This window comes from Nocardiopsis quinghaiensis (assembly GCF_008638365.1).
GTDB lineage: Bacteria > Actinomycetota > Actinomycetes > Streptosporangiales > Streptosporangiaceae > Nocardiopsis > Nocardiopsis quinghaiensis.
Genome location: NZ_VWVU01000023.1, coordinates 78,902 through 102,518, shown reverse-complemented (window position 1 = coordinate 102,518; position 23,617 = coordinate 78,902). Strand labels below are relative to the sequence as shown.

The 23,617-nt window shown below is 67.7% G+C and carries 12 protein-coding genes; 4 read left to right on the top strand and 8 right to left on the bottom strand.

The window, feature by feature from the left end:
• Window positions 1–64: 64 nt before the first annotated feature.
• From FYX01_RS21335 to FYX01_RS21325, 3 genes are all read right to left on the bottom strand, one after another.
• On the bottom strand, window positions 65–595 hold the full coding sequence (locus FYX01_RS21335; RefSeq protein ID WP_190394428.1) for a barstar family protein: 531 nt from the start codon (window positions 593–595) through the stop codon (window positions 65–67).
• Between the two features lie 43 nt (window positions 596–638).
• Complete coding sequence (locus FYX01_RS27105; RefSeq protein WP_150244127.1) at window positions 639–7,856, bottom strand: RHS repeat-associated core domain-containing protein; 7,218 nt, start codon at window positions 7,854–7,856, stop codon at window positions 639–641.
• 77 nt (window positions 7,857–7,933) lie between these two features.
• The gene (locus tag FYX01_RS21325) at window positions 7,934–11,449 is read right to left on the bottom strand and encodes a LamG-like jellyroll fold domain-containing protein (protein ID WP_150244125.1); all 3,516 of its coding nucleotides are present in this window, start codon (window positions 11,447–11,449) and stop codon (window positions 7,934–7,936) included.
• 1,006 nt (window positions 11,450–12,455) lie between these two features.
• Between FYX01_RS21325 and FYX01_RS27300 the strand changes: the two genes are divergently transcribed.
• The gene (locus FYX01_RS27300; protein WP_223830581.1) at window positions 12,456–13,067 is read left to right on the top strand and encodes a DUF429 domain-containing protein; all 612 of its coding nucleotides are present in this window, start codon (window positions 12,456–12,458) and stop codon (window positions 13,065–13,067) included.
• 110 nt (window positions 13,068–13,177) lie between these two features.
• On the opposite strand, the gene FYX01_RS21315 is transcribed toward FYX01_RS27300, so the two are convergent.
• A complete protein-coding gene (locus FYX01_RS21315) occupies window positions 13,178–13,819 on the bottom strand; it encodes a hypothetical protein (protein WP_150244123.1) in 642 nt (213 codons plus the stop codon).
• Window positions 13,820–14,110: 291 nt separating this feature from the next.
• Here FYX01_RS21315 and FYX01_RS21310 point away from each other — a divergent pair, with 291 nt between their 5' ends.
• A complete protein-coding gene (locus tag FYX01_RS21310) occupies window positions 14,111–15,148 on the top strand; it encodes a PD-(D/E)XK nuclease family protein (protein WP_190394427.1) in 1,038 nt (345 codons plus the stop codon).
• Between the two features lie 163 nt (window positions 15,149–15,311).
• Here FYX01_RS21310 and FYX01_RS21305 read toward each other — a convergent pair whose 3' ends face one another.
• Window positions 15,312–16,298 (bottom strand): hypothetical protein, encoded by a 987-nt coding sequence (locus FYX01_RS21305; protein ID WP_150244119.1) that lies wholly within the window; start codon window positions 16,296–16,298, stop codon window positions 15,312–15,314.
• A gap of 1,006 nt (window positions 16,299–17,304) precedes the next feature.
• On the opposite strand from FYX01_RS21305, the gene FYX01_RS21295 reads away from it, so the two are divergent.
• Window positions 17,305–18,045: an FG-GAP repeat domain-containing protein gene (locus FYX01_RS21295; RefSeq protein WP_190394426.1), complete on the top strand. Its 741-nt coding sequence runs from the start codon at window positions 17,305–17,307 to the stop codon at window positions 18,043–18,045.
• 837 nt (window positions 18,046–18,882) lie between these two features.
• Window positions 18,883–20,040 (top strand): transposase, encoded by a 1,158-nt coding sequence (locus tag FYX01_RS21290; protein WP_223830580.1) that lies wholly within the window; start codon window positions 18,883–18,885, stop codon window positions 20,038–20,040.
• Window positions 20,041–20,728: 688 nt separating this feature from the next.
• Here FYX01_RS21290 and FYX01_RS21285 read toward each other — a convergent pair.
• From FYX01_RS21285 to FYX01_RS21275, 3 genes are all read right to left on the bottom strand, one after another.
• Window positions 20,729–21,589: a CPBP family intramembrane glutamic endopeptidase gene (locus FYX01_RS21285; RefSeq protein ID WP_150244115.1), complete on the bottom strand. Its 861-nt coding sequence runs from the start codon at window positions 21,587–21,589 to the stop codon at window positions 20,729–20,731.
• 129 nt (window positions 21,590–21,718) lie between these two features.
• Entirely contained in the window at window positions 21,719–22,396 is a 678-nt protein-coding gene (locus FYX01_RS21280) for a response regulator (RefSeq protein ID WP_150244113.1), read from the bottom strand.
• Window positions 22,393–23,526, bottom strand: a complete 1,134-nt coding sequence (locus FYX01_RS21275) for a sensor histidine kinase (RefSeq protein ID WP_190394425.1) — start codon at window positions 23,524–23,526, stop codon at window positions 22,393–22,395. Before FYX01_RS21275 ends, FYX01_RS21280 begins: the two co-directional genes overlap by 4 nt.
• Window positions 23,527–23,617 lie beyond the last annotated feature (91 nt).

The window sequence follows — 23,617 nt, the reverse complement described above, 5'->3', positions numbered from 1 at the left end:
GTTCCCATGCAGTTTACTGAGAAATTCTCAGAGACCCGAAACGATGCATGGGCGACCCATGAGCCTAGCCACTAACCATAATTCCATCCTGCTGATACGCAAAAGCAAAGTCTTCAAATATATCAACGCATATATTTCTATGCCTAACATTACGAACAAGCCCATGCAGGAACTCCTTTTTTGTCAAAAAAATAAAATTCTGCGCAACCGGAGCAAAGCCAGTCGGCTCTCCGTCAGTGTCCAACTGGAAGTTAGAATTCTCCGCCGCCTCAGATAGGGAAGAAATTAAAACTCCAAGGAAATCGGCCTCCTGAATAAGTTCAGAGTTATCAATCAAGAACACCATATCCCTACCGCCATGCCAGCTCCCATGGACCCTAGAAAGACAGTCGGCCAAGGCATCCCAGTTACACCCAAAGTAGGAAGGAAAAATCAACCTACTTGAAAATTCGCGAAATACGTCCCCAGGCGACCGAAATTTTGCGGCATCCATCCGAAAGACCAAGCCACCTCGATCAGAAAATGATTTCACATTTCGCCCAAGGAAACCCTCTGCATCTGCAAGGAAAAAAACCCATGGCCCCTCCCTACTCATCAAGGGAAGATGGTCGCCTTTCCAATGCATCAATCCCTTCCCCCTAGAGATCACTAAAATGCCCCGTGTGAAAGAAAGTTCCGTAGTGATCAGGCGTATAGAATGCACTTCCTGAGGAGTTCTTAGGAGTCACAAGCCTTTCTGGCCCTCGGATGGCACTCCCACAAACGCTACATTGAGGAAGATCTTCTCTAGCATTGACATCCCACTCTCGATACTTTCCTCCGGGAAGCGAACCCGTACCGTTCCCAAACCCTCCATTGCCATGGTATCCATCAACCTTTCCGGTTCCTCCAGGTCGACTAGATACAGCTTCCAGCATGTTATGAGCGCTTTGCGGCGCGGGCCCTTCTACAACGCCTGGGCCATCAGGACTGCCTTTGCCTCCTCCATGAAGATGACACAAAGGCGCGCTGTTGTGGTTGAGGACATCCAGGTCCCCGGCGGTCACGTGGAACGTGTGAACGCCCTGGACGGTCAGGTTATGGACCGTCGCGGCCTGCGTCCAGGCTTGAACCGCGGAGACCTGTACCCAAGTGCCCGCAGATGTCTGCAGCCACGTCCCCGGGTCCAGGTCGATCGCGTCGACCCACGTCCCCAGATCGGGCACCCAGAACGGGTGCTCGTCGGTCGCGATGATCACGTCCCCGGCCGCGATCGGGCCGGGAACCCCCGCCTGCTCGGCCTGCTCATCTTCAGCTTCGGAACCGGCGTCCCCACCGATCGCCTCGCGCTCGGTGGTCGGATCCACCGTGATCTCCACCAGATGCTTACTGCCCGACCCGATGATGGTGGCCAGGACCGTCCGCGCAGTCTGCTCACCCGTCTCCGGGTCGGTCGCCAACACCTTCTCGCCGACCTCGACCTCCTCGATCGGTCTGGTCGACCCGTCAGCCATCACCACCCTGGTCCCCGGGGCGAAACTGTTACAGAGGTTGTCGACCTTGCGGTTGGACTTGATCAAGTCCCCGACACCGTCGACCAAGTCACCGCCGAGCTTGGCGATCTTTCGGCCCAACTCCGCGGCCTTGCCCCATCTCAGCCCGTACTTCACCGCGATCTTGCCCGCCAGGCCGCCCACGAACATCGTCGCGACGTTCAGCGCGGTCTCGCCGCACGCCCCCAGGTCACCTGTGGTGAAGCACTCCAGGCCGGCCGTGATCCCCAACTCGTCTGCGACCAGCTTCGCCAGGCCCGCCGCGGCGGCGATCAGCTTCTGCTTGGCCTCCTCCTTCTCACGCTGGGCGTCCAGATAGGCCTGCGACGGCCCCTGACGTCCCTGATACGTGGTGCCGCTACCCCCACCCCTGCTGGCACGCGTGCGCGGAGACGGTGAGTACACACTGGTGGTCCCACCGCCCTCGTTGAAGAAGATCTTCTGTTCGCGGTCGTAGTCGTACAGATAGCCGCCGCCCTTCGCCGTGGGGTTCACGACGGCGTAACCTCCCGAACCACAGATATCGATGCACAGCCACGACAACCCGTCCGGGTCGGTGAAGGTCACCGGGTTGTTGTTGGCATAGACATAACCATGCATCTGCTGGTGGTCGGTCACGTCCATGAGCGGGTCCACCGAGACGAACCGGCCCAACCCCGAGTCGTAGGCACGCGCACCCAACTGGGTCAGCCCGGTTGAAGCATCGACCGTGCCACCCACGAACCCGCGCTCGGAGGGCCACCCACCCGCGCTGCCCCGGTCAGTGCCGAACGCCGTCATGTGCCGACGGGTCTCCTCACCGGTACGGGCGTCGACCGCGAACTGCCCGGTCCCGTGACGGTCGGAGTGGATCCACGACAGGGTGCCGTCGTTGTTACGCACCGCCACGGTCTCCCCCGCGAAGGAGTAGAACCGGGTGGCCTCCTTGACCAGGTTCTCCTTGTCCAGGCGCAGTTCCATGCCCGGCAGGTACAGGGTCGAGGAGTCGGGGGCGTGGCGGATCAGGCGCTGGCCGTCGGCGTCGTAGACGTAGGAGGTTTCGGAGCCGTCCTCCTCGGTCACCCGGGCCAGGTTTCCCTCGGCGTCCCACTCCAGGTCCTGCTCCCGGGCCGCGGTGGTACGGCCGGTCATGTTCCCGGCCTCGTCGTAGGAGTACTCCTCCAACCGGTCACCGCCAGGACCGGTCTGCTCCACCCGGGTCAGCATCTGGGGACGCAGCCCGGCCGCGTCACCATGGGTGTAGGTACGGGTGACGTCCCCGGTGGGACCGTGCTGGACCTCGGTGGTGCGGTTGCCCAGGGTGTCGTAGGCGTAGGAGTGCCAGTACGGGGCCGCCCCGCCCAAGGCGTCGGCCGAGGGCTCGGCGGCACAGGCCTGTTCACCGGTGGCGCCGGGGGTCCACACGCCGGTCATGCGACGCATGTGGTCGTAGCTGAAGCACTGCACGTCCGCCTGGAGGTGGTCGGCGGTGGGCTCGTCGCGCAGGTTGAGGACGTTGCCAGCGTCGTCGTAGGCGTAGTACTGGTGCACCAGCGAGCCGGTGACACCGCGTTCGGGCACCAGGGTGGTCTCGGACATGCGCCCGGTGGCCTGGTCGAAGTGGCGGGTCAGGTAGGTGGCGTGGGTACTGGAGTCGCCGATGTCCATCGTGCGCTGGACCAGCTGCCCCAGCTTGTTGTACTTGCTCGCCTCGACGTAGCCGGTGAACCCCGCCATCGCGACGGGCATGCCGAAGTCGTTGTAGGAGTAGGCCACCGACTCGCTGCCCAGGCCTCCGGCCGCGGGCATCTTCTGGGACTGGACGGAACCGTCGGGGTTGTAGGCCGTGGTGAACCGGTACCGGCCCGAGAGTCCCGGTTCGCTGGAGGGGATGAGGACCTCGGTGGCCAGGGGCCGGTAGAACTGGTCGTAGTTCACCACCCGGGAGGTGTAGGCGCTGCCGTCCACGTGCCGGGTGGAGGAGGTCAGGTGGCCCTTGGCCAGGGTGTCGTAGACCCACTTGGCGCGCAGCGCCCCGTTCGTGGAGTCGTCGTGCAGGCCCACCTGGCGGCCGATGGAGTCATAGGAGTAGGCGAGGGTCTCACCGCGGGCGTCGGTGGTGGTGACCAGCTGGTCGAGCCGGTTGTAGGTCATCGTGGTGGTGCCCGCGACGGGGTCCGCGGTCTGGACGAGACGGCCGCGCAGGTCGTAGGTGTAGGTCCAGGTGTTGCCCTCGGGGTCGGTGACGGTGGCCAGCTCGTCGTTCTTGGCGTAGGTGTAGTTGATCGCGTCGTAGTCGCCCTCGGGGGTGTCACCGTGGTGGGTGCGCACCTCCGCCAGGCGGCCCTGCACATCGGTGATGGATGTGGTGGCCACGCCTCCGTCGGGAGGAGTGACCAGGGTGCGGTCGCCATGGTGTTCGGTGCTGGTGCGCCAGAGCTCCTCACCGAAGCCCACGTGCAGGAGGTCGGTAACGCGGCCGGCTCCGTCATAGACGGTCTCGGCTTGGCGGGGGATGTCACCGTCGTCGGCGACGACGAACAGGGTGTCGCTGGGGTCCTCGGTGTTGTAGTAGGCCTCGCGTTCCTTGACCACCTGGCCCCGGGTGTCGTGGAAGGTGTCGGTGATCAGCCGCCCTCCTTCCGACGTCGGGCTCGGGGCCTGGGTCTGGCGTGGGCGTAGGAAGGCGTCGAAGATCTCGTAGCCGGTGGTGTACTCGGTCGCGGTGCGCAGGGTGTGCGTGACGACGGATGTGGGCGCGTTCTGGCGGATGTGGTACTCGAACTTGGCCGTGGGGGTGTCGGCCCCGGGGTCGCGGTCGGGGAGCCAGACGCTGACCAGGCGGCCGAGGGGGTCGTAGGCCATGTGCATGGTGCGGCCGTTGGCGTCGGTCTCGGCCACGGGCATGCCGCGGGCCGGGTCGACGACCGTGGTGGTGGTGTGGCCGAGCGGGTTGGTCTCGGTGACCGACTCCGGAAGTCCCATGGAGGTCTGGGTGTAGTCGGTGGTGGTCACCCCGCCGTTGGCGTTGGTCTCGGCCACGGTGTTGCCGAAGGCGTCGAACTCCGCCTCCTGCACCATCTGGTAAACGGGGTCGTCGCCGGTGTAGGAGTCGAGCTTCTCGGTGCGGGTGGGCAGACCGCGGGTCGGGGCGTCGCCGTGTCCGCCGCCGTCGTAGAGGACGAGCTCGTCGGTGACGACGTCCTCGGGGCGGTCAGGGGTCTGTCCGCAGTCCACCGCGAGGGTCTCGGTCCGCGAGACGAGGTTGAGGATCCAGGCGTCGGTGTTGCTGACGTAGGTGGTGTGGACGCATTCCTCGTCACCGGCCATGTCCACGTCGCCGTGGTCGCGTGTCCGTGTGATGACGCCGTCGTCGTTGATGGTGTGGTCAATCCGGGCCTGGTTCCAGGTGCCGTCGGCCAGGCGGGTGAAGCTGTTCACCCGCTTGGTTCGGATCATGTGCGCGGTCTGGCTGCCCCAGGAGTGGGTGACCTCGGCGGTCTTCTTCAGCCAGGGGGTGCTGATCTCCCGGGAGAGGTCCTCGCCGCCCTCTCTGTTGCGGGTGATGGTTTCGAGGAGGGTGCCGTTGAGTTCCTTGTGGTCGGTGTGCTCGACCCCGCGCGAGTCGGTGACGGACACGTCCCTGGTTCCGCTGGGCTGTTTGTCGCCGTCCATGCCCTGGAAGTACAGGTACTCGGTTTCGCTCCGCTCTTCGCTGGCGTGTCCGGTGTGGACGATGACGCGGTCGTAGCCGCGCCAGTCGGCCCAGGTGCGGTACTTGTCCTTGACCATGCCGTCGGCCTCGGTGTACCGCCAGGCCGGGGTGCCCACGTAGTCGTAGCTCGTGGTGAGTGTGGGTTGGTCGGTGACCAGGTCGAGTTCGTTGACCTCGGTGACCACGTACTTGTGGAACCAGTCGGTCAGTTCCACCCCGCCCTCGGGCGTCCACTTCACCGGGTAGCAGCGCTTGGTGTTGTCGTGCGGCTGCGGAGTCTCGCCGTGCACGCACTCGGGTTCGGAGTAGGTGATGTCGAGCTGCCCACCGGTCTCGGTGAGGACCTCGGTGATCCGCCACCGCAGCATCGGAGCGATGTCGTCGGTGGGTGAGTCCACGCGGTTGGGCATCTGGGTGCCGCCGAAGGTGACCTTGGGCAGCGACTCGGTGCCGCCCACGTGACCGGTGTGCTCGATGGAGTCCAACCACAGGGTCGGGCCCGTCCCGTCCCCCGCCTCGGGGAATGAGTGTTCCAGGGTCCAGGAGTCGACCTTGGCGTACTCGCCGTCCTGGCGGATCTGGGTGGTGATCGCGTCGAGCTTCTTGGTGGACCAGAAGGTCGGAGAGTGGCGGCCCGCACAGGAGGAGCCGGACTTGCAGTCCTGGTCCAGGGGCACGTCGGGCCAGTGCTCGGCGTTGCCCGAGGTGCGCTTGTCGGGAGCACAATCGAAAGAGTCGGTGACCAGGCACCGCTCGGAGGTGGAGAACACCACGCGCGTCGGGGCGGTGGCGTACACGTCGCCGCTGCGGAGACCGTACTCGATGTGCTTGATGTTGGCCGCGCGTACGTAGGGAGTGGCGGTGTTGGTGAGGTTGCGGCCGTAGTGGTTGGTCTCGGCGTCGTAGTAGAACGTCATGACGTTGCCGTGCACGTCCACGACGTAGTCGAGGTTCCACTTGTAGGCCTGCTGGCACCAGGACTCGGAGAAGTCGGAGTCGTAGCAGGGCTGCCCGGACTCGGCGGCGTAGACGGGCATGGTCTGCGCGGACTCGGTCTCGGGATCGCCGCTGGACCAGCCGGGCAGGCGGTTGCGGCCGAAGAAGTACTGGGTGCCGTCGGGGGTGGTCACCTTCCAGTACTCGCCGCCGTGCGCCCCGTTGGTGGCGCCGGTGAGCCTCTCGACCTTGGTGCCGTCGTCGTTGGACAGGCGGTAGCTGCCGTCGTCGTGCTTGACGAGCGCGCCGGAGTGCCCGCTCATGGACAGAGTGACGTTGTCGGTGTTCCAACACAGGTCACCGGTCCTGTGTCCGGAGTCGGAACAGGCCACGTAGCGGCGTTCGATCGATCCCGGGGCGTAGGCGAAGCCGTCACCGATCCAGGAGGTCTGGTTGTTGGAGGTGGCCACGCGTCCGTCCACTCCGCCGGAGGAGTAGCTCAGACCCATGGCGGGGACGAGCGCACTCGGCGCGGGTGGGACGGACAGGTCGTAGGACCAGGAGAAGTCTCCGGCCTGGGTGTTGACGTTCCAGGTGGAGGACGGCGAGAGCTTGGTGGCCCTGTAGTCGCCGTTGCCGCCGGAGGGGGCGGAGGTGACGGCGAACAGGGAGCCCTGGGCGGGAGCGGCGCCCACGACGGCGGACAGGTTCTGGTCCTGGACGCTGTTGTCGAGGAGTTGGGGCGCGTCGAAGGCGACGGTGTCGTCGGCCTCGCAGGAGTCGTCCAGGACGCAGGGGGCGAGTTCGACGACGCTCAGGCGGGAGGCGTAGTCGCCGCCGAACGCGGCGGCGAACTCGGAGTAGTCCACCTCCATCCGGACCGGGGCGAGGGTGGGCGAGTCGTCAGTACGGGTGACGTGGACGAGCAGGCCGTTGACCCCGGCCTTCTCGGCGTCGGTCTGGTCCAAGACCTCGACCTGGGCGGACTCGACCGGCTCGGGGGCGGCGAAGGCGTCCACCTCCGGTGCGGAGTCCTCAGAGGTGACGGGTTCCCTGCGGGACTCGTTCCGGGTCGGGGACGGGCTGCTCTCCGGTGAGGGGTCCACCGACTCCGGCGACCTCCCCGGGGTCTGGACGGGAGACTCCTCCGGGGAGGGATCCGCGGTCTCCTCCCCCGCAGCCGGGTCCTCTTCCTCGGCTGCCTCGTCCCCGTTGGGTTCCGCCTGCCCGGAAGTTTCGGTCTCGTCCGGGACATCCTGCTCGGAAGCCCCGTCCTCGGTAGGCTTCTCCTGGTCTTCGGGTGCCCACTGCTGCCAGTGTTCGGGAACCTCCCACTCGCCGAACGCCTCTCCCGTCACCGGGGTGACCGTGACCGGTGCGTCCTCCTGAACGTTCAAGGTCCGGGGCCGGTCGCCGTCCAGGTTGAAGTCATTGGAGGAGGGTTCGGGCCATGCGGCCTCCTCCGGTTCGGTGAGGGCCGCCTTGGCGACCGCGTCCGCTCCGCCCGCAGCGGGGGACAGCAGGTCGTGTCCCTCCACCGAGGGGACGTCCTCCACCTCGGGGCGCGGATTGTAGGCGGTGGCGGAGGCCGGAAGCGTGTTCAGCAGCCCGGCCGCCAGGACGAGGGCGACCGAGTAGGTGATGCCGCGGCGGATCGGGCCGGGACGGACGGGGGTGTCACTGCGCGGGGTCACAGCAGTCCTCCTGTCCCTCCGCCTTGCGGGGCGGAGGGACGATCACGGGGTGGGGTGTGATGGGGGTCGGGGCGGGGTCAGCCCTGTGTGTTGGGGAACTCTCCGTCGCGGACCTGGCGAATGCCGAGGTCGTTGAGTACGCCCTGGTAGGCGTGGACGTCGTCGATATCGCCGGTCCAGTGGTAGGCGTTGGAACCGCCGTGCTGGGCGCTGCCGATCCGGAACGGGCCGTCGGCGTGCCAGGCGTGGTCCACCGCCACACGGGACTCCTCGAAGCCGTTGACGTAGAGCACCAGCTCACCGGTGGTGTGGTCGTAGACCCCGGTGAGGTGGACCCACTCCCCCAGCCGGGCGGCGGTGCTGGAGTAGGCGTAGGTCCATCCGTCCGAACCGGAGGTGGGAGCGTCGTCGTGGGGGGCCATCTTGAACACCCACGCTCCACGCGACCCCTGGTAGCCCAGGTGGAACCCACTCTGGAACTCGCCGGCCTGACTGGTGGCGGAGGTGTTGACGCCCTCGCCGGTCTCGTCCAGGCGCACCCAGGCCGAGACTCCGAAGCTGCGGTCGGTGCGCAGGGCGGGCCCGGGCGCCTCGACGTACTCGTCGGCACCGTTGAGCCGCACCCCGGGGGAGGCGGTGACTCCGTTCTCGGCGGTGTTCCACGCGGTGAGGGGATCACCGTGCAGGGTGGCGTCCAGACCGTGGTCGGTGGCGTCGGCCACCGCCGTACCGTCCCATTCGTCGAGCCTCCACCGGCCCTCGGCGGCGATCGGACGGTTGGCCAGGCGCCACACCTCGGAGGCGGTCTCGGACTCGGACACGGTCTCGTCCAGCACGAGCCGGTTCCACACCCTGATGTCGTCGATGGCGCCGGGCCAGTAGTAGTTGCCCGCGCCCTGGAACAGGGCACGGCCCACGGTGAGGGGTCCCTGGGCGTTCCACGGCCCGGGGTGTGTGTCCGTTCCCTGCTCGACGCCGTCGACGTACAGGGTGATCTCGCCGGTCTGCGCGTCGTGGGTGCCCAGCAGGTGGGTCCACACCCCGACCTCGGCGGTGGCGGAGGACGTGACCACGGCCCACTCACGCGAGCCGTCCCAGTACTCGTCCTCAGGGGACATCTTGAAGACCCACTGACCGGTGTTGCCCTGGTAGCCCAGGTGGAAGGCGCTCTGCTGCGTGCCCTCCTGTGCGACGGCGGTGTGGTGGGCGTAGGCGCGGTCCAGCTTCACCCACGCCGACACCGAGAAGGTGCCGGAGGTGTCCACGGCCGATCCGTCGGCGGTGATCTCGTCGTAGGGGCCCGGATCGCCGTCGGTGTAGCCGCTGGTGTGCACGGCGGTGCCCTCGAGGCGCGGGGTGGGGTCGGTGTCGGGATTGTCGGTCGCCCCGACCCGGCCGCGGACCCACTCCACACCGTCGGACAGGGTGGCGCCCTGGCCGGGGTTGGCGGTGTCGGCGGCGCGGTCGCCCTGTCCCTCGTCGAAGGTGTAGTGGGCGGCCGGATCACTGGGCGGGGCGACCAGGAAGGAGTAGGCGAGGACGCAGTCGGAGGAGTTGCCGAAGGCGTCCACGGTGCGCGCGTAGACCCAGTTGGGTCCCTCCAGGCGCGGGGTGAGGGTCACCGTCACCGACCCGCCCGGTTCACCGGGGGTGAGTTCGTGGACGCAGGAGTCGTCGTTGAGGGCGTAGAAGTAGCTCTCGGCCCCGTCGACGCCGTTGTTGGTGAAGGCGAACTCGCCCGGCTGCCCCGGGGAGCCGTGGAACTCGTCCCCGGCGGGGTAGTCGGTGGAGGTGACCGCGGGTCCCTGCTCGGGCCGGGCGGTGCTGATCATCAGGTAGCAGTAGGACGACCAGCCGGACCACGATGTGCCGTCGTTGGCGTTGGCCCGGTAGCCGATGAGGACGTCCTCGGGCAGGGCGGTGGCGCGCACGGACTGGTAGGAGCCCGAGGACCACACGGCCACGTTGGTGGAGGAGGTGTCCACGTCACCGAGCCGGGTGCCGTCCACCCACCAGGCGAAGCGGGTCTTGACCTTCTGGCGGTTGCTGGAGGTGGAGTCGCGGTCGCGGACGTAGGCGGTGAAGGTGGGCCGGGTCTCGTTGATCAGGCGCGGATTGTCCGGATCGGTGGAGCAGGTGCCGCCGTGGGAGTCCGAGAGCTTGGTGGGGACCTCGGGCGGGTTGTTGTAGTCCACCTGCAGAGTGGGGTTGGAGGCGAAGCGGCGCCAGTCGTGGTTGCTGGAGGACCTGGTCTCGTTGCCGCGCAGGCCCAGGGTGGTGGTGTTGTGTCCCGCGTCGCGGCTGTACACGTACCCGGAGGTGGCGTTGAACTCCACCGTCGGAGAGACGCCGCCGGAGCAGCCTGAGCGTCCGGCGTTGATGGTCCTGGTGTCCAGTCTGGTGTTCCAGAACGCCGAGGTGTTCTGCTTGTTCCAGGTGGTGGAGGAGGTGATGGCGTCGGTGCGCCACAGCTGGACCTTGGCGTTGGTGCACGCGTAAGCGTGGGTGACTTTGGCGCGGAGCGTGGCTCGGGTGATGTCGGCGTTGCGGGTGCGTGAGTCGATGTTGAACCGCCAGAACGCGCGCTTGGTGCTGCCCTCGCTGGGCTCGTAGCCGACTCCGGGGGTGTGGGAGGTGGCGTAGTTCCAGTACGACTGGCTCGGGTAGTTGGCGTTGACGTAGGTGCGCCCCACCCGGCTGACCGCTACCGAGGGGTCGATGTAGACCGGGTACTCGGTCTCGGCGTCGTCAAGCATGGCCGCGTCGGGGACCAGCCGGATGCTGTCGGGGGTCAGGTCCACGCCGAGGAGTTCGGTGCGTGCGCCCATGGGGGCCATCACCGTGGGGTCCTCACCGGTCTCCTCCACGCCGGCGGAGTCCCACATCGCCGGGGCCACCGCGGTGAAGACACTCTCCTGCCCCTGGTCTCCGAGGGCTTCGAGCATGCCGTTCTCGCCCAGGTGCATGGTCACACCGGTGGTGGACAGGGCCATCTCCAGCTCCGCGAGGTCCTGGTGCCGGGCCGCCTCGGGGGTGTGCACCACCAGCACCTGGCCGAACCCGTCCACCCCGGCGGTCAGGACCAGGTCCACGTCCGGCAGGACGTCGGCGTAGGTGGCCTGGGATCCCTCCAGGGTGGGAGTCGGCAGGTCCTCGTGCCAGCCGAGCCCGACGGAGTTGGAGCCGATCCCGACGCTGGCCAGGGCCTGGTCCCCGCCGCCGGAGAAGGCGATGTCCGCGCTGACCGCCCTGGGGCGGACCCTGTCGTCGGAGCCCACGGCCAGGTCGGTGTCGACCGGGGTCCAGCCGTCCTGGCTGCGCACGCGCACCGGGGAGGCGTTCTGCTCCAGGGTGAAGCTGCCGTCGGGGTTGGCCAGGTGGCGGCTGGTCTCGGTGGTGGCCGCGGTGATCTCGACGGGTTCGCCGGTCTCCTGGGCCAGGACCAGGGCCTCCTGCTCTCCGCGCAGGTCGGCGGTCGAGGTGGAAGGGCCGTTGTCGGGCTCCTCATCCGCGAAGGCGGGGGTGGACAGAGCGGGCATGAGGAGCAACGACGCCGTTACGGCAGCGCCGAGTGCTCGCGCATGGCGGGGCATGGCAGAGCTCTCTAACCCAGGCTGGGGGATCACCGTGTGGGTGCCGTGCCATCCGAGCACGGTCGGTGGTTGTCCTGGGACCGAACGGGAAACTAGCAGCCCAAAGGAAACATCAGACGAGTGTCGCAAGTCACATCACGCGACGCACGAGCACACGACATGCATCTTCAGTCACACAAGTAACCCAAGAGAGCATTGTGACCGAATTCGGACACTTATCGCATGTTTAGTTGGATAGCCCTTCTGAGCTGCTGTGACGGCTACGGACAGCAGACAGGGCGGTTTCCCACAGGTTGAAGCCGGACGTCCTCGCTTCGGGACGGAGAGAACCTCCATCGCGCAACAACACGGGAGAGCGTTCTGTGGCTCTGGGCTTCCTGTAGACGGGCGAGCGCTTCGACCGGCACCGAACGGACGCTCTGACCCCAGAGCCGCACCGCCCTTCAGGCACGCACAAGCCAGCGGCCGACATGGGCACACTCCACCCTGAGGGCTCGGAAACGGACACCTGGTTGCGGACCAGCACACATCGGTGCCGGCTCGAAGACCTCGCGAGGTGCCATCGGACGCCGCTTCCCATCCGATGGCCGCAGGTGCGAATCCTGCCAGGTGCGCCACAACATCCCAGCTAGGACGGACGGGATACACCACCTTGCCGCAGAGAAAGTGCGTGCTGGTGGGACCAGCCCTCCGCTCACGCCCCATGCCCGCGCACCGACGGGTCCTTCCGGAGGCTCGCCACACCAGACACGCGGTACGTTCAGCCGCCTACCGCGTCACCTCTGGCAGCACGATGCCGACCGGACCCAGCATCACCTTCGACATGCACCCCAGGATCGAGAGCGATGACTGTCCGGTTCCGGAAGTGACGGGAGGCGATCCCGGCACACGCCGCAGCCTCTACCAACCCCGGTACGGAACACCTGGCTGTGGCGGCCCGCACCACCGCGGCCGCTGAGATCGTCTGGGGCCAGCACGGCGCCGTCGTCAGGCCTGCGCGCCAGGGATGCACCGATCAGGATCTACTGGACCTGCTGAGCGGTCTGGGCCCCGGCGACCGTGCCGGTGTCGACTGCCCCTTCGGCTGGCCGGTCAACTTCGCCGAGGCCGTACACGCACATACCCACCAGCGCCCCTGGCCGGGGCGCGGCCGGGACCGCGCGGAGCACTATGCGGGGTTGCGGTTGCGCCGCACCGATCTGCGTGTGTGTCAGGTGGTCGTCCGTTGTCGGTGTCCTTCGACAAGTTGGGTGCTACCGCCGCTCGCTGGGCGTATCTCGCCGACGTCCTGGCGTGCAGTGGGCGGCCTGTTGACCGGGCCGGGGCCGGCACGGTCGTGGAGGTGTACCCGGCGGCTTCCCGCACCCAGTGGGAATTGGGACTCGAACGCAGTATGCAAGGACTCCTGAGATCGGCCCCGTGGTTGGTGTGCTCTGAGGAGTACCGGAGTGCCTATGACGCCAGCGAGCACGCTTTCGATGCCCTGGTCGCGGCGTTGACCGCGCGTGCCGCTGCCCTGGGGCTCACTGTCCGGCCTGAGGGCGAGGAAGTCGCCCTGGCCGAGCGGGAAGGGTGGATCCACCTTCCAGAGCGTGGAAGCCCGCCGCGCCTGGCCTGAGCGAGCACCACGAGCAGTCGGGCACAAACCAGATCGTCCACGGCCTTCAGCAAGTGTGTCTGGTGAAAGCACACCCCGAAGCGTCCGTGGGCGCTGTGCGCGACGGCTGGTCACCGGTCCAGAACCGGGATGCTCAACAGCCGGAAGTCGCCCCGGCGGCCCTCCAGTCGCGAGTAGCCCGACCAGGCGCACCTGTATGCGCCGCGCAGCCGGATGGGACCGGTGCGGCCCTTCATAGTGCCCCGTCCGGTGTTGGGCCCCCATGCCCGGACCCCCGCGAGCTGACTGCCCTCATAGACGCGGAAGGCGTCGGCGTTGGTGGTCCGGCCATGGCCGGGACGACTCCAGTAGCCCGGGTCATTGGACAGCACCAGCACACCACCGCTCCAGCCCGGCGCGTGACCGGTCAGCTGTTCCACGCGGCTGATGTCCTTGACCACGTCGTAGCCCCGGATGTCCTGGGCACCCTGGTTCGCCAGCTCGAAGCGCTCGCCCGCCACCGTGCCGCTCCAGGCAGCCTTGAGGTACTTCAGCTCCAGCACCAGGTTCCGGTCCTGCTCCGGGGCGGAGATCAACAGGTCCAGGTGACCCACGGCGGTCTTGACCTCCATCCGCACCCGGAGAGAAGGCTCGAACAGGTGCGCCGTCCAGGCCAAGGCGTGCTGGAAGTCCGCCTCAGAGTGGAACACCGGCCGCGTCCGCTTCAGCTCCTCGAGCCATGCCCCGACACGCAGCCCCCAGTAACCAGCCATGCCGGAGAACCTAGCGGGCGCCGAGCACACGGGGAAAGCCGTTCTTCACGTCAGGGCCGGCCACAGACAGAGAACCCCACCCGGGGGACACCCGAACCCGTCCAGTCACCCACCGCGGCCAGCACACACCCGTGCTCCACTGCCCCATCGGTCGTAGCTTCTATGGCCACCTGAGCGGGAGCGACCACCAAACCCGGGCGGGTGACGGGAGGCGATCCCGACATGCATCCCTCCCTCCACCAGACCCGGCACAGGGCAGAGTTCTTAGCGGCGAAAGTCTACTGTGTGGCCATGGCAGACACTGACTCCCCCGATGGCCGAGTCCCCCTGCTGGGCCAACTCGCCGGCGAGGGCTGGTTCATGAACATGGGCGAGATCGCAGTGACCAAATCGCTGACCTGGCTGGCGTCAGATCCAGAGCTCCGCACCGCGATACTCGCGCACCTGGGGATGCGGGCCAACATAGATCTCACCGGCGTGGACCAGCTCGTTCCCGAGTCGGTGCACGATGACAGGTCCCGACCCGACATCGAGATGCTCGATACGGACGGCCGCATCATCGCCCTTGTCGAGGCCAAGTTCGATGCGCATCTGACCGACGGGCAGGTGGCCGCCTACCTCGAGATCCTCAACCGGCGCTCCGGTCCCCACCGGGGTGCTTTGTTCGTGCTCGTCCCGTCAAGCAGAGTGGACGAAGCGCAGCGGACCCTCCAGCGGACGATCAGTACCCGGGCCGAGGCGGCGGCGCACGCTGTCATCACCTGGGACGAATGGCTCAACGTGTGGGCTGACGTCGCCGAGCAAACCAGTGATGCCGCACTCGCCAACGACCTGCGTCAGCTGAGGGCCATGTGCCAGACGCTGGGTGGAGGCGTCATACCGCCTCTCGCTGAAACCACCGCCGGCCGAGACTGGCAGGAGCGAGCGAGCGACCTCGTCAAGATCGTGAACGTCGTCACGGCGCGGTTTCTGGGGTCTCTGGGGCCCCGCGACCTGCCGATGCAAGGAAACCTGGTGTCGAAGCCATGGACATACCGGTATCTACCGGAAATCAGCCAGGAGACCTGGGTGCAGGTCGGGGTCTGGGGCAGATTCGCGGACGAAGGGCTGACCCCGTTCTGGCTGATGCTCCACAAGGACGACAAGGGATCCGGAGGATTCCAGACGGCCCTACAACGACTCCTGGCTTCAGAACTGTCCCGCAAGGTCCGACGCGACGATGGACACGCGTGGGTGCCTCTCGAAGTGCCCAGCGACGCCAGCGGACCGGAGTTGGTCGATGCCCTGGAGACCAAGGTGGGGGCCGTGCTGGGGATCCTGAGGCTCTAGCCGATCACGTGCCCGCTCGCCTGCGCCGAGCCCAGCACCGCCACTACAGGTAGCGGGCACCACCGGGCGGATTCCCCTCTGGCGGGGCGGACCCTACCGCCCGCGCGAAAGCGGAAGACCCCCACCAGCCCGCGCGTCGCACAGCACCACACCAGCCATCTGTTCAGGAGGTTTCCAGGTCGCTGGTGGTGCGCACCCCGGGTTTGCGCAGAGCGGCCAGGGACACATACCGCTGGCCCATCGTCCACGCCCACGGACGACCGGAGGCGGCCACCGTGTCGTTGGCCACCGGTGCCTCCAACACCACGGTCTCAGGGGCTTCCGGCTCGGAGAGCAGGAACACCATGTACTCCTGCCCCTCCTCACGGGCCCCGGTCTCCAAGGATGCGCGGACCAGGTCTCCGATCCGGGCGTCCCTGCCTCCGTTGCCCTCCCGCCGCAGCGCCTCCTCGTAGGTGAAGGGCACGTGGTCCTCACAGGTGAGGATGCGGGCCAGGTGCGGTTGGATGGCCTGCTGGGCGTAGAAGCCCATGTGGGTCAGCCCTTCCCGGAAGGACCGGCCGGGCTGGCAGATGTAGGCCGCAGATTCCAGGTACTCGGGGTAGGCCTGGCTGGCGGCCACGACCACCACTTCATCCGAGGTCACCAGACCGTCGTTGTCGAACAGCGCCTGCAGCTCCCGCAGCAGGAACCGGTCACGTTCAGAGGGTGCCAGGAAGGCGTCGTCCACCACCGCGGTGATGGCGTCGTACAGGGCGGCGAAGTTGAACCACACCATGCGCCTGTCGTCCACAGCGTCGAGCGCAGCGGGCCGTGTGGGGTCGGGGGTGAGCACGAACAGGTACCGGCCCGCCCCTTCTTTCAGGTTCGCCAAGTGGCAACGGAGCTGCTTTGCACCGACCGTGCCGCGGACGGTCTTGACCTCGAACAGATAGGTGAAGTCCGCGGAGATGCGAGCGTCGGGGACCGATCCCTTGCCGGCCTTGGGCTGGTTGGTGAAGGTGACCGTCTCCAGCGTGGCCTCGCCCGAGGCCTTGGCCAGGATCTCCTCGACCAGGGACAGACCGATCCGTTCGAAGACCGCCAGCATCGACGAGGTGACCCGGTTCTCGCCCTGACGGTAGGTGGAGAACAGCGGTGTGGACGACACGGGAACAGCCTCCAACACACATGGATTGACCTACCTGTCCGACCAGCAGACCAAGGTGGTCCCTGATATTCAAGGACCTCACGAGGTACCATCGGACGCCAAACGCCAGCGATGTGTGCTCCGTTTGTGCTCCGCAGTTTCAGACCGGGGCGACATCATGTGGCACGACACGGTACCGGACGGTACAGCGGGCCGAATGCAATGGCGCAAAACGGTACGTAGCGGCAGGTGACGACACATAACCAGGGCACTTTTAATCCGTGGGTTCAGGGTTCGAGCCCCTGGGGGCCTACCCGCAAAATCCCAGTTCAGAGGACCTGTGCAAGGCTTCTGTCCCGGGGTTTTCTCGCTTCCGGAACCGTCCGGTTGCTCCATGCGTGCTCTTCAGCCTCGTCCGTGCCTCCACCTCCTGTGAGGCTTTCCCGGGGCGGCCTGTCAGGCGGTGTGCGGCCTGGTGGGCCAGAGAGCTGCTCACGAACCCGCCGCGCATCAAGCAGGGGAAGAGGACACCGGCTACTCGGGCGCCGCCCCTACCAGAACCATCCCCCTCGTGGGCGTGCTGGCGGCGCGACACCGGCTGCTGGACGAGCCGGGCCGGCACCTGGTGCTGCTGCGGCGGCTGGCCGTGTGGGGCATCTCCGCGGGGCGGACCACCGGTGTTGTGGATCGGGACGCTGGGGCGACGGTCGATGAGCGGGTACCTGGCGCAGTCGCTGGTGCGGGGGCCGGTACTGGCTTCCTGGGGGGGGCTGGGTCTGGGCGCGCACCTGTCGGGCTGGTGGCGCACCGGTTGAGCGGGTGTGCGGCGGCCACGGCGTGGCCGGTGCGGCCGTGCTGGAGCGGTGGGGCCGACGGGGCCCGGCGGAAGTGCTGCTGCGCGAGCTGACCTATCGTCCGGCGCGTTCCCGGGACTGAGGGAGGCGCCGCCAGGGCCCACTTGCGGATGGCTGGGCACTCGGTGACACTCTTCTCCTCTGGCCGCTACCCCCAAGGACGGGCACACGAGATGATCACCAGCCGAGCACACCGGGGGCTCTGTGGGGCAGCCGCCCTGGGCCTGGCGCTCACCGGCTGCCATCCGGCTCCACCCGAGCCGTCCGGGCCCAGCACCTTCCCCCCGTGCACGGACTCCACGGGACGGCTGATCGCCGACGTGAACAACGACGACCGCCTCGACCGCGTCACCGGCACCGAGGGCACAGGCGCCGACCTGGCCGTCTCCTTCGGCGATGAATCCGGTTTCTCGGAACCGCGCACACCAAAGGACCTGCTCGGAAGCTCACCTGCCGACCTGCTCGGAGAACTGCCCACGGAAGACGAGCAGGTCGTGGCCGCGGTGGCCGACTTCGACGGCGACGGGTGGCTCGACCTGGTGGTCGCGGCGGCCACCCCCACCGACGTAGACGACGCGGGGGAGGACCCCAGGGTGGGCGAACTGCGTCTGGGCCCTTTCTCGGACCGGGGAATCGGACAGCGCACCGTGCAACCGCACCTGGGGTACACCTACGGTCTGCGCGTGGTCGACCTCAACGAGGACGAACACCCCGATCTCGCCTCGTACTACCACTACGGGGACGGCCATGACGCGATCGCCGGTCTGCTGGGCGGAGCCGAAAACGGGCTGAGCGGCAGGGACGGGCGCTTCCACGAGGACTTCACCGCCTCCCAACAGCGCGAGGCAGGAGGAATGGACAACCTTCTTCCCCCCGCGGCCTCGGACCGATTCCTCCCGGCCTGCGATGCGTGAACCGGACGCCCACGCAGGCCCTCGCCGGCTCACCACTGAGACCGGTGCACGAGGGGAGGGTCGGTCTCCGAAGGCTACCCACGGGCTCCACCGGGAAAGCGTCACCAACCGCGAGGTGGACATGGCCCCACCGGCGGCCCGGTGAGCGTCCGGAGCCTTCAGGAAACCAACGTTCTCCGCCACCTGCGGCAGGCGGTGGCGAAAGCCGTCCACGGCCTCCCCAAACCCCGTCGGGAACCAGGGGCTTTCAACAACCCTCCCGGGCCGTTTCCCGAACGCGAACTTTTAATCCGTGGGTTCAGGTCTTGATCCTCTGGGGCTGACTCGCATATGGCGGGAGGCGATCCCGGCACATGCCACAGCCTCGATCGAACTCGGTACGAAACACCCTGCACAGCCCACGTCCGCTGACGTTGCCGTCAACTACTGCCGTCACCACCACGCAGAAGCTCCGCCGACCTCGGGTATTCAATGAGGAGCTGGGAATTCCCCAAAAATAAACGAAAGGTGCCCCCACCTGTGAGGATTCGAGTGTCGAGCTCAGAACCACAGCAGGAGAAGGAGCACCTTTCTGGTGAGCGACGCCACCGCCTGGGACCACCGCCTGTCCGTCACTTCCACAGCGAAGAACCTCATCGGCCACGCCGGAACCGTGCTCCTGCGCCGTCTGGCCGACCGGACCGGCCTCACCCACCACCTGGCCACGACCCTGCCCACAGGCCAAGGCAACCGGTGGCGCGACCGCGCCAGCATCCTCATCGAGGCAGCCATCGCGATCGTCCTGGGAGCACGCAACCTCTCCGGCACCGAACGCCTGGGCGCACACCAGACCTGCTCATGGGCGCGCCCGCCTCCGACTCCACGCTCTGGCGCACCCTGGCCGCCATCGACGAGGCGGCGCTGGCCACGATCAACAAGGCCAGAGCCGAGGTCCGCCGCCACGTGTGGAACCTGCTCGCCCTGCGCCCCGGCGGTTTCCCCACCGTCGGAGTCGCCGGAAAGAAGCTCACCGGATGGATCGACATGGACGCCACCATCCCCGCCGCGGCCTCCAACAAACAGGGCGCCGCACCCACCTTCAAGAAGACCTTCGGGTTCCACCCGCTGGCCACCTGGTGCGCCAACACCTTCGAGTGCCTGGCCATGGAGCTACGGCCGGGCAACGCCGGGTCCAACACCGTGGACGATCACGTGCGGGTCCTCACCGATGCCCTGGCCCAGGTACCCGGATCGTCCAGGGCCAAGGTTCTGGTGCGTATCGACGGGGCTGGGGCCACCCACGCCCTGCTGGAGCACCTCCAAGGGCTCAACACCACCAGGCGCACCGTGCGCTACACCGTCGGATGGGCCATCACCAGCGCCGACGAGGAAGCGATCGCGGCCCTGCCCGAGACCATCTGGCACGCCGCGGTGCACCAGGACGGCACCGCCGACTCCCAATACCAGGTCGCCGAGCTGAGCGGGCCCAACACCCGCACGGGCTGGCCGCAGGGACTGCGGTTGATCGTGCGCCGGGTACACCCCAGCGGCCGGCACACCGAGAACCTCACCGCGCTGGAAAAGCGCACCGGGTGGAAGTACGCCATCACCGCGACCGACATAGGCCGCATGTGGGGGATCGGCGGCTCCCGCCAGGAACAGTGGCTGGACGCGGTGCACCGCCGGCACGCGGTGGTCGAGGACCGGGTGCGCTGCGACAAGGCGATGGAGCTTTCCCACCTGCCCTCGCAGTGCTGGGTGGTGAACCGTTCCTGGGTGCTGGCCCACAACCTGGCCCAGGATCTGGACGCCTGGTTGCGGCTGCTCACCCTGCACGAAGGCCAGGAACTCCAGGCGGCCGAGCCCAACACGATGCGCTACCGCCTCTACCACCTGCACGCGAGGCTGTCCCGCCACGCCCGCTACCGGGTGCTGGCCATCGAGCGCACCTGGCCCTGGGCGCAGGCGTTCACGACCTGTTGGCAGCGGCTGGGCGCACTGCCCGCGCTCAGATGAAGCGGCCCTGACCCGACGAGCAGAAGGAAGGAAGAGACGCCCAACACCTTCCGGGACGGTGGAACCCGGCGCGGCCCGCAGCGACACGCGAAGGCCCCGCACCCGTACCCGCACCGCTGGGACAAACCGGGGCGAACCCAAGGCCTACTCAACCATCTCCCACCACTGAAGAACCGAGGCCGGCACGGGAGCTTGGGTCGCCCCACGCATGCAGAGGTGAGGTGTCCTGATGACGAACGAGCTCTATTACACCTGGGACCGCGAGCGGATCAGTGGGCTACGTGGAGCTTTCCCACAGACCGGGCTTTCTCAACAGCTCAGTATCCAGCCCAGCGGGTGAGTACAGCGACGCGCGGTCATTCCCGAACCCAGCTCTCAATAATGTCGTTCGAGCCGTCAGCGCTTCTGGCATCGTTCCAGTGGTCCAACCACCGGAGTCGGATCTCAGCGGGTTCCCATGGGGTTGGGCGCTACACGCTCGGGGCCTCAATATGTCCCGCCGAGACGGTCTACACCTGGCGGCGCCAGAACCGTATCGACCAAGAGCTCATTTCATGCGGTGAGTTCGCGGTAGCGGACCACTGTACAAGCGATATCGGTGAAGGCCAGGAACAGTCAGCTGGTAGCGGCTGTGCGGGCGGCGGCATCCGGCGTGCCCGACCATCGTGCGCCCCGACCGGCACCCTGCTCAGGCCCGACGGGCGGCCCGGGGAACGATGTGGCCCCTGCGGTGGGCCACGCGCAGCAGATACACCGTGACCGCACCACAGAACAGTACGGCGACAACACTGCCCTCGGGGCCGAACGCTCCCCCACTGATCGCCGTGGGCCCGCTCGTCGCCCCGGTCAACAGCCCGGCGAACGCCTCCTCACTGCCGGAGACGGCGGTGCCGAAGATCCCGGCCTGCGCCGTGTTCCAGCCCAGGTGCAGGCCGATCGGCAGCCACAGGGAACGTGTGGCCGCGTAGGCGGCGCCGAGCATGAGACCGGCCTCCAAGGCGATGGCCAGCGCGCCCCACAGGGTCGCGTTCGGGTTCACCAGGTGCAGCCCGCCGAAGAGCACGGAGCTGATGGCGAGCGCGCCCCAAGTCCCAACAACCTCTTCCGCGATCCGGAAGAGGACTCCGCGGAACAGGAGCTCTTCCGCGACCGCGACCGCGCACATCAGTCCGCACACGGCCAGGAACGCCTCAAACGACCCCCAGCCGGTGACTCGGTAGCCTCCGAGGATGGCGATGGCGATGATGGTCACGGTGAACACACCGACCCCGGCCAATGTGCCCACTCCGAGGCCGCGGGCCGCCCCCTCGCGGGAGAGTTCCAGCGGCTTTCTCCCTTCGATCCGGAGAATCGCGAACCGGTATGCCCACAAGCCGAGGGCCGCCGCCGCGACGCCGAGAGGCAGGGCCCACACTGACGCGCCCACCGCGCCCGTCACGCCCGGGAGGAGCGCGGCCAGGGCGATGAACAGGAGCAGGAGGAGCGCAAAGCGCGAGGCCGTGCGCCGGGGCCTGCGGGGGGTGGACGCGGATACGACGTCGTGAGGCATGTTGGGACCATTTTCTAGGACACGGGGCGCGAAGGGCGCTCTGACCGGTTCCCAGACTAGGTAAGGGGCCCCGCCTGCCACATCACCCGCGCGAGCGCGATTCGGTAGCTCTCGAGGGGGACCCGGTACTCACCCCTGCCGCACCAGCCCCGAGCGGTAGGCGAAGACAACAGCCTGGACCCGGTCGCGCAATCGGAGTTTGGTGAGGATCCGCGACACGTGGGTCTTGACGGTCTCGTGCGCGATCGTCATCCGCTCGGCGATCTCCCCGTTGGACAGCCCCTCCGCTATGAGGAGCAGTACCTCGTGCTCGCGCTCGGTCAGCGGCCCGGGGCGCGCTGCGGGAGGGGTGGGATCGGCGGGGCGGATCCGCAGGGCGTACTCGCCGATGAGCCGCCGGGTCACGCTCGGTGCCAGCAAGGCCTCTCCCCGGGCGACCGTGCGCACTCCCGCGATCAGCTCGTGCAAGGGGGCATCCTTCAACAGGAACCCGCTCGCGCCGGCCCGCAGCGCATCGTAGACGTATTCGTCCAGATTGAAGGTCGTCACCATCAGAACGCGAATGGGGTGGGTGTCCAGCGGCTCCGCCAGGCGGGCGGTCACTTCGATGCCATTCAGGCGGGGCATGTGGATGTCCATCACCGCGACGTCGGGCCGCAGGTCCCGGATGATGCTCACAGCCTCGGCACCGTCGCCAGCTTGCCCCACCACGACCATGTCCGGCTGGGCGTCGAGCACCGCGGCGTACCCGGCGCGCACCAGTTCGTCGTCCTCGCAGACCACGACCCGGATGGGCGAACCGTTCATGTCCTCCCCCTGGGGATGCTGGTGTGCACCGTGAATCCCCCGTCGTCTGTGGGACCTGCGTGCAGCTCCCCGCCGACGACGCAGACCCTCTCCCGCAGGCCCCTCAAGCCGTGACCGCCACCGGGGCTGGACTGGGGCGAGCCGACCACCTCGGCCGCAGGCGCGCCGCCTCCGGTGGTGATCCGGGCGCCTACCGCCTCGTTCCCGTGGTCTATGCGGACGATGACGTGCCTGTCGGGCGCGTGCTTGAGCGCGTTCGTGACGGACTCCTGCACGACGCGGTACAGGGCTTCCTCCTCCTGGGGGCGCATCGGTCGGGGCTCGCCGTCCTCGACCAGTTCCACGCTCTGCCCAGCGTTGCGGGAGCGCTCGATGAGGCTGGCGAGTTCGCCGAGCGAGGGACCGGTTCGGTCCTCGCGTCCGTCCAGGACGCCGAGCAGGTGTCTGAGGTCGTCCAAGGCGCGCCGACCGGTCTCCCCGATACTGGTCAGGGTGGTTCCCACTCGGTCGGACCGCTCCAGCAGATAACCCGCCGTGTCAGCCTGCACCACCATCGAGGTGACGTGGTGGGTGACGACGTCGTGCAGGTCGCGGGCGAGACGGGCGCGTTCGGCGGCAGCGGCGTCCGCCTCCGCGCGGCGGCGGCGCTCCTCGGCGTCCAGGGCGCGGGCGCGCACCCACCCGCCGAGGGCGCAGAACGCGACCAGGACGAGGCCGAAGGAGAAATAGTCGGCCACGGTGGCACGGGAGCCCGCGAGGTGCAGGGAGTAGCAGACGAGCGCGTAGGCGGTGATCGCCCCCGCGACCACCGGAGCGGGACGGCGCGGCGGGTGTGTACCGACGGTGTACAGGGCCACGATCAGTGCAAGGGAGGCGAAAACGTTGGGGTAGCGCAGCAGTTGGAACGCCGTGAACGCGGCGGCGACCACGATCAGGCAGGTGAGGGGGAACCGACGCCGCAGGGCGAGAGGCGCAGCCTGGGCACCGACGAGGGCCAGGCCCAGGCCGTCCAAGGGCCGGCCGTCCGGCAGCTCCGCGAGGTCGACTCCCTGCTGAGCGATTCCTGGGACGAAGGACAGGGCCACGAGGGCCGCGGGGAGCAGGGCGTCGGTGGCTCCCGCTCTTCGCATGGGGCGGAGCATGCGCTCCGTCCACGCTGTTGTCTCGAACACCCGAGCAGACTATCCCGCGCCGCCGCGGTGGCGGACGGAGCGCGTCGCT

Bases quoted from the DNA above. Each gene is read 5' to 3' on its own strand.
- FYX01_RS21275 (WP_190394425.1), bottom strand. From the start codon at position 23,526: ATGCGAAGAGCGGGAGCCACCGACGCCCTGCTCCCCGCGGCCCTCGTG.
- FYX01_RS27300 (WP_223830581.1), top strand. From the start codon at position 12,456: ATGCACCGATCAGGATCTACTGGACCTGCTGAGCGGTCTGGGCCCCGG.
- FYX01_RS21290 (WP_223830580.1), top strand. From the start codon at position 18,883: ATGGGCGCGCCCGCCTCCGACTCCACGCTCTGGCGCACCCTGGCCGCC.
- FYX01_RS21325 (WP_150244125.1), bottom strand. From the start codon at position 11,449: ATGCCCCGCCATGCGCGAGCACTCGGCGCTGCCGTAACGGCGTCGTTG.
- FYX01_RS21280 (WP_150244113.1), bottom strand. From the start codon at position 22,396: ATGAACGGTTCGCCCATCCGGGTCGTGGTCTGCGAGGACGACGAACTG.
- FYX01_RS21295 (WP_190394426.1), top strand. From the start codon at position 17,305: ATGATCACCAGCCGAGCACACCGGGGGCTCTGTGGGGCAGCCGCCCTG.
- FYX01_RS21310 (WP_190394427.1), top strand. From the start codon at position 14,111: ATGGCAGACACTGACTCCCCCGATGGCCGAGTCCCCCTGCTGGGCCAA.
- FYX01_RS21315 (WP_150244123.1), bottom strand. From the start codon at position 13,819: ATGGCTGGTTACTGGGGGCTGCGTGTCGGGGCATGGCTCGAGGAGCTG.
- FYX01_RS21335 (WP_190394428.1), bottom strand. From the start codon at position 595: ATGAGTAGGGAGGGGCCATGGGTTTTTTTCCTTGCAGATGCAGAGGGT.
- FYX01_RS21285 (WP_150244115.1), bottom strand. From the start codon at position 21,589: ATGCCTCACGACGTCGTATCCGCGTCCACCCCCCGCAGGCCCCGGCGC.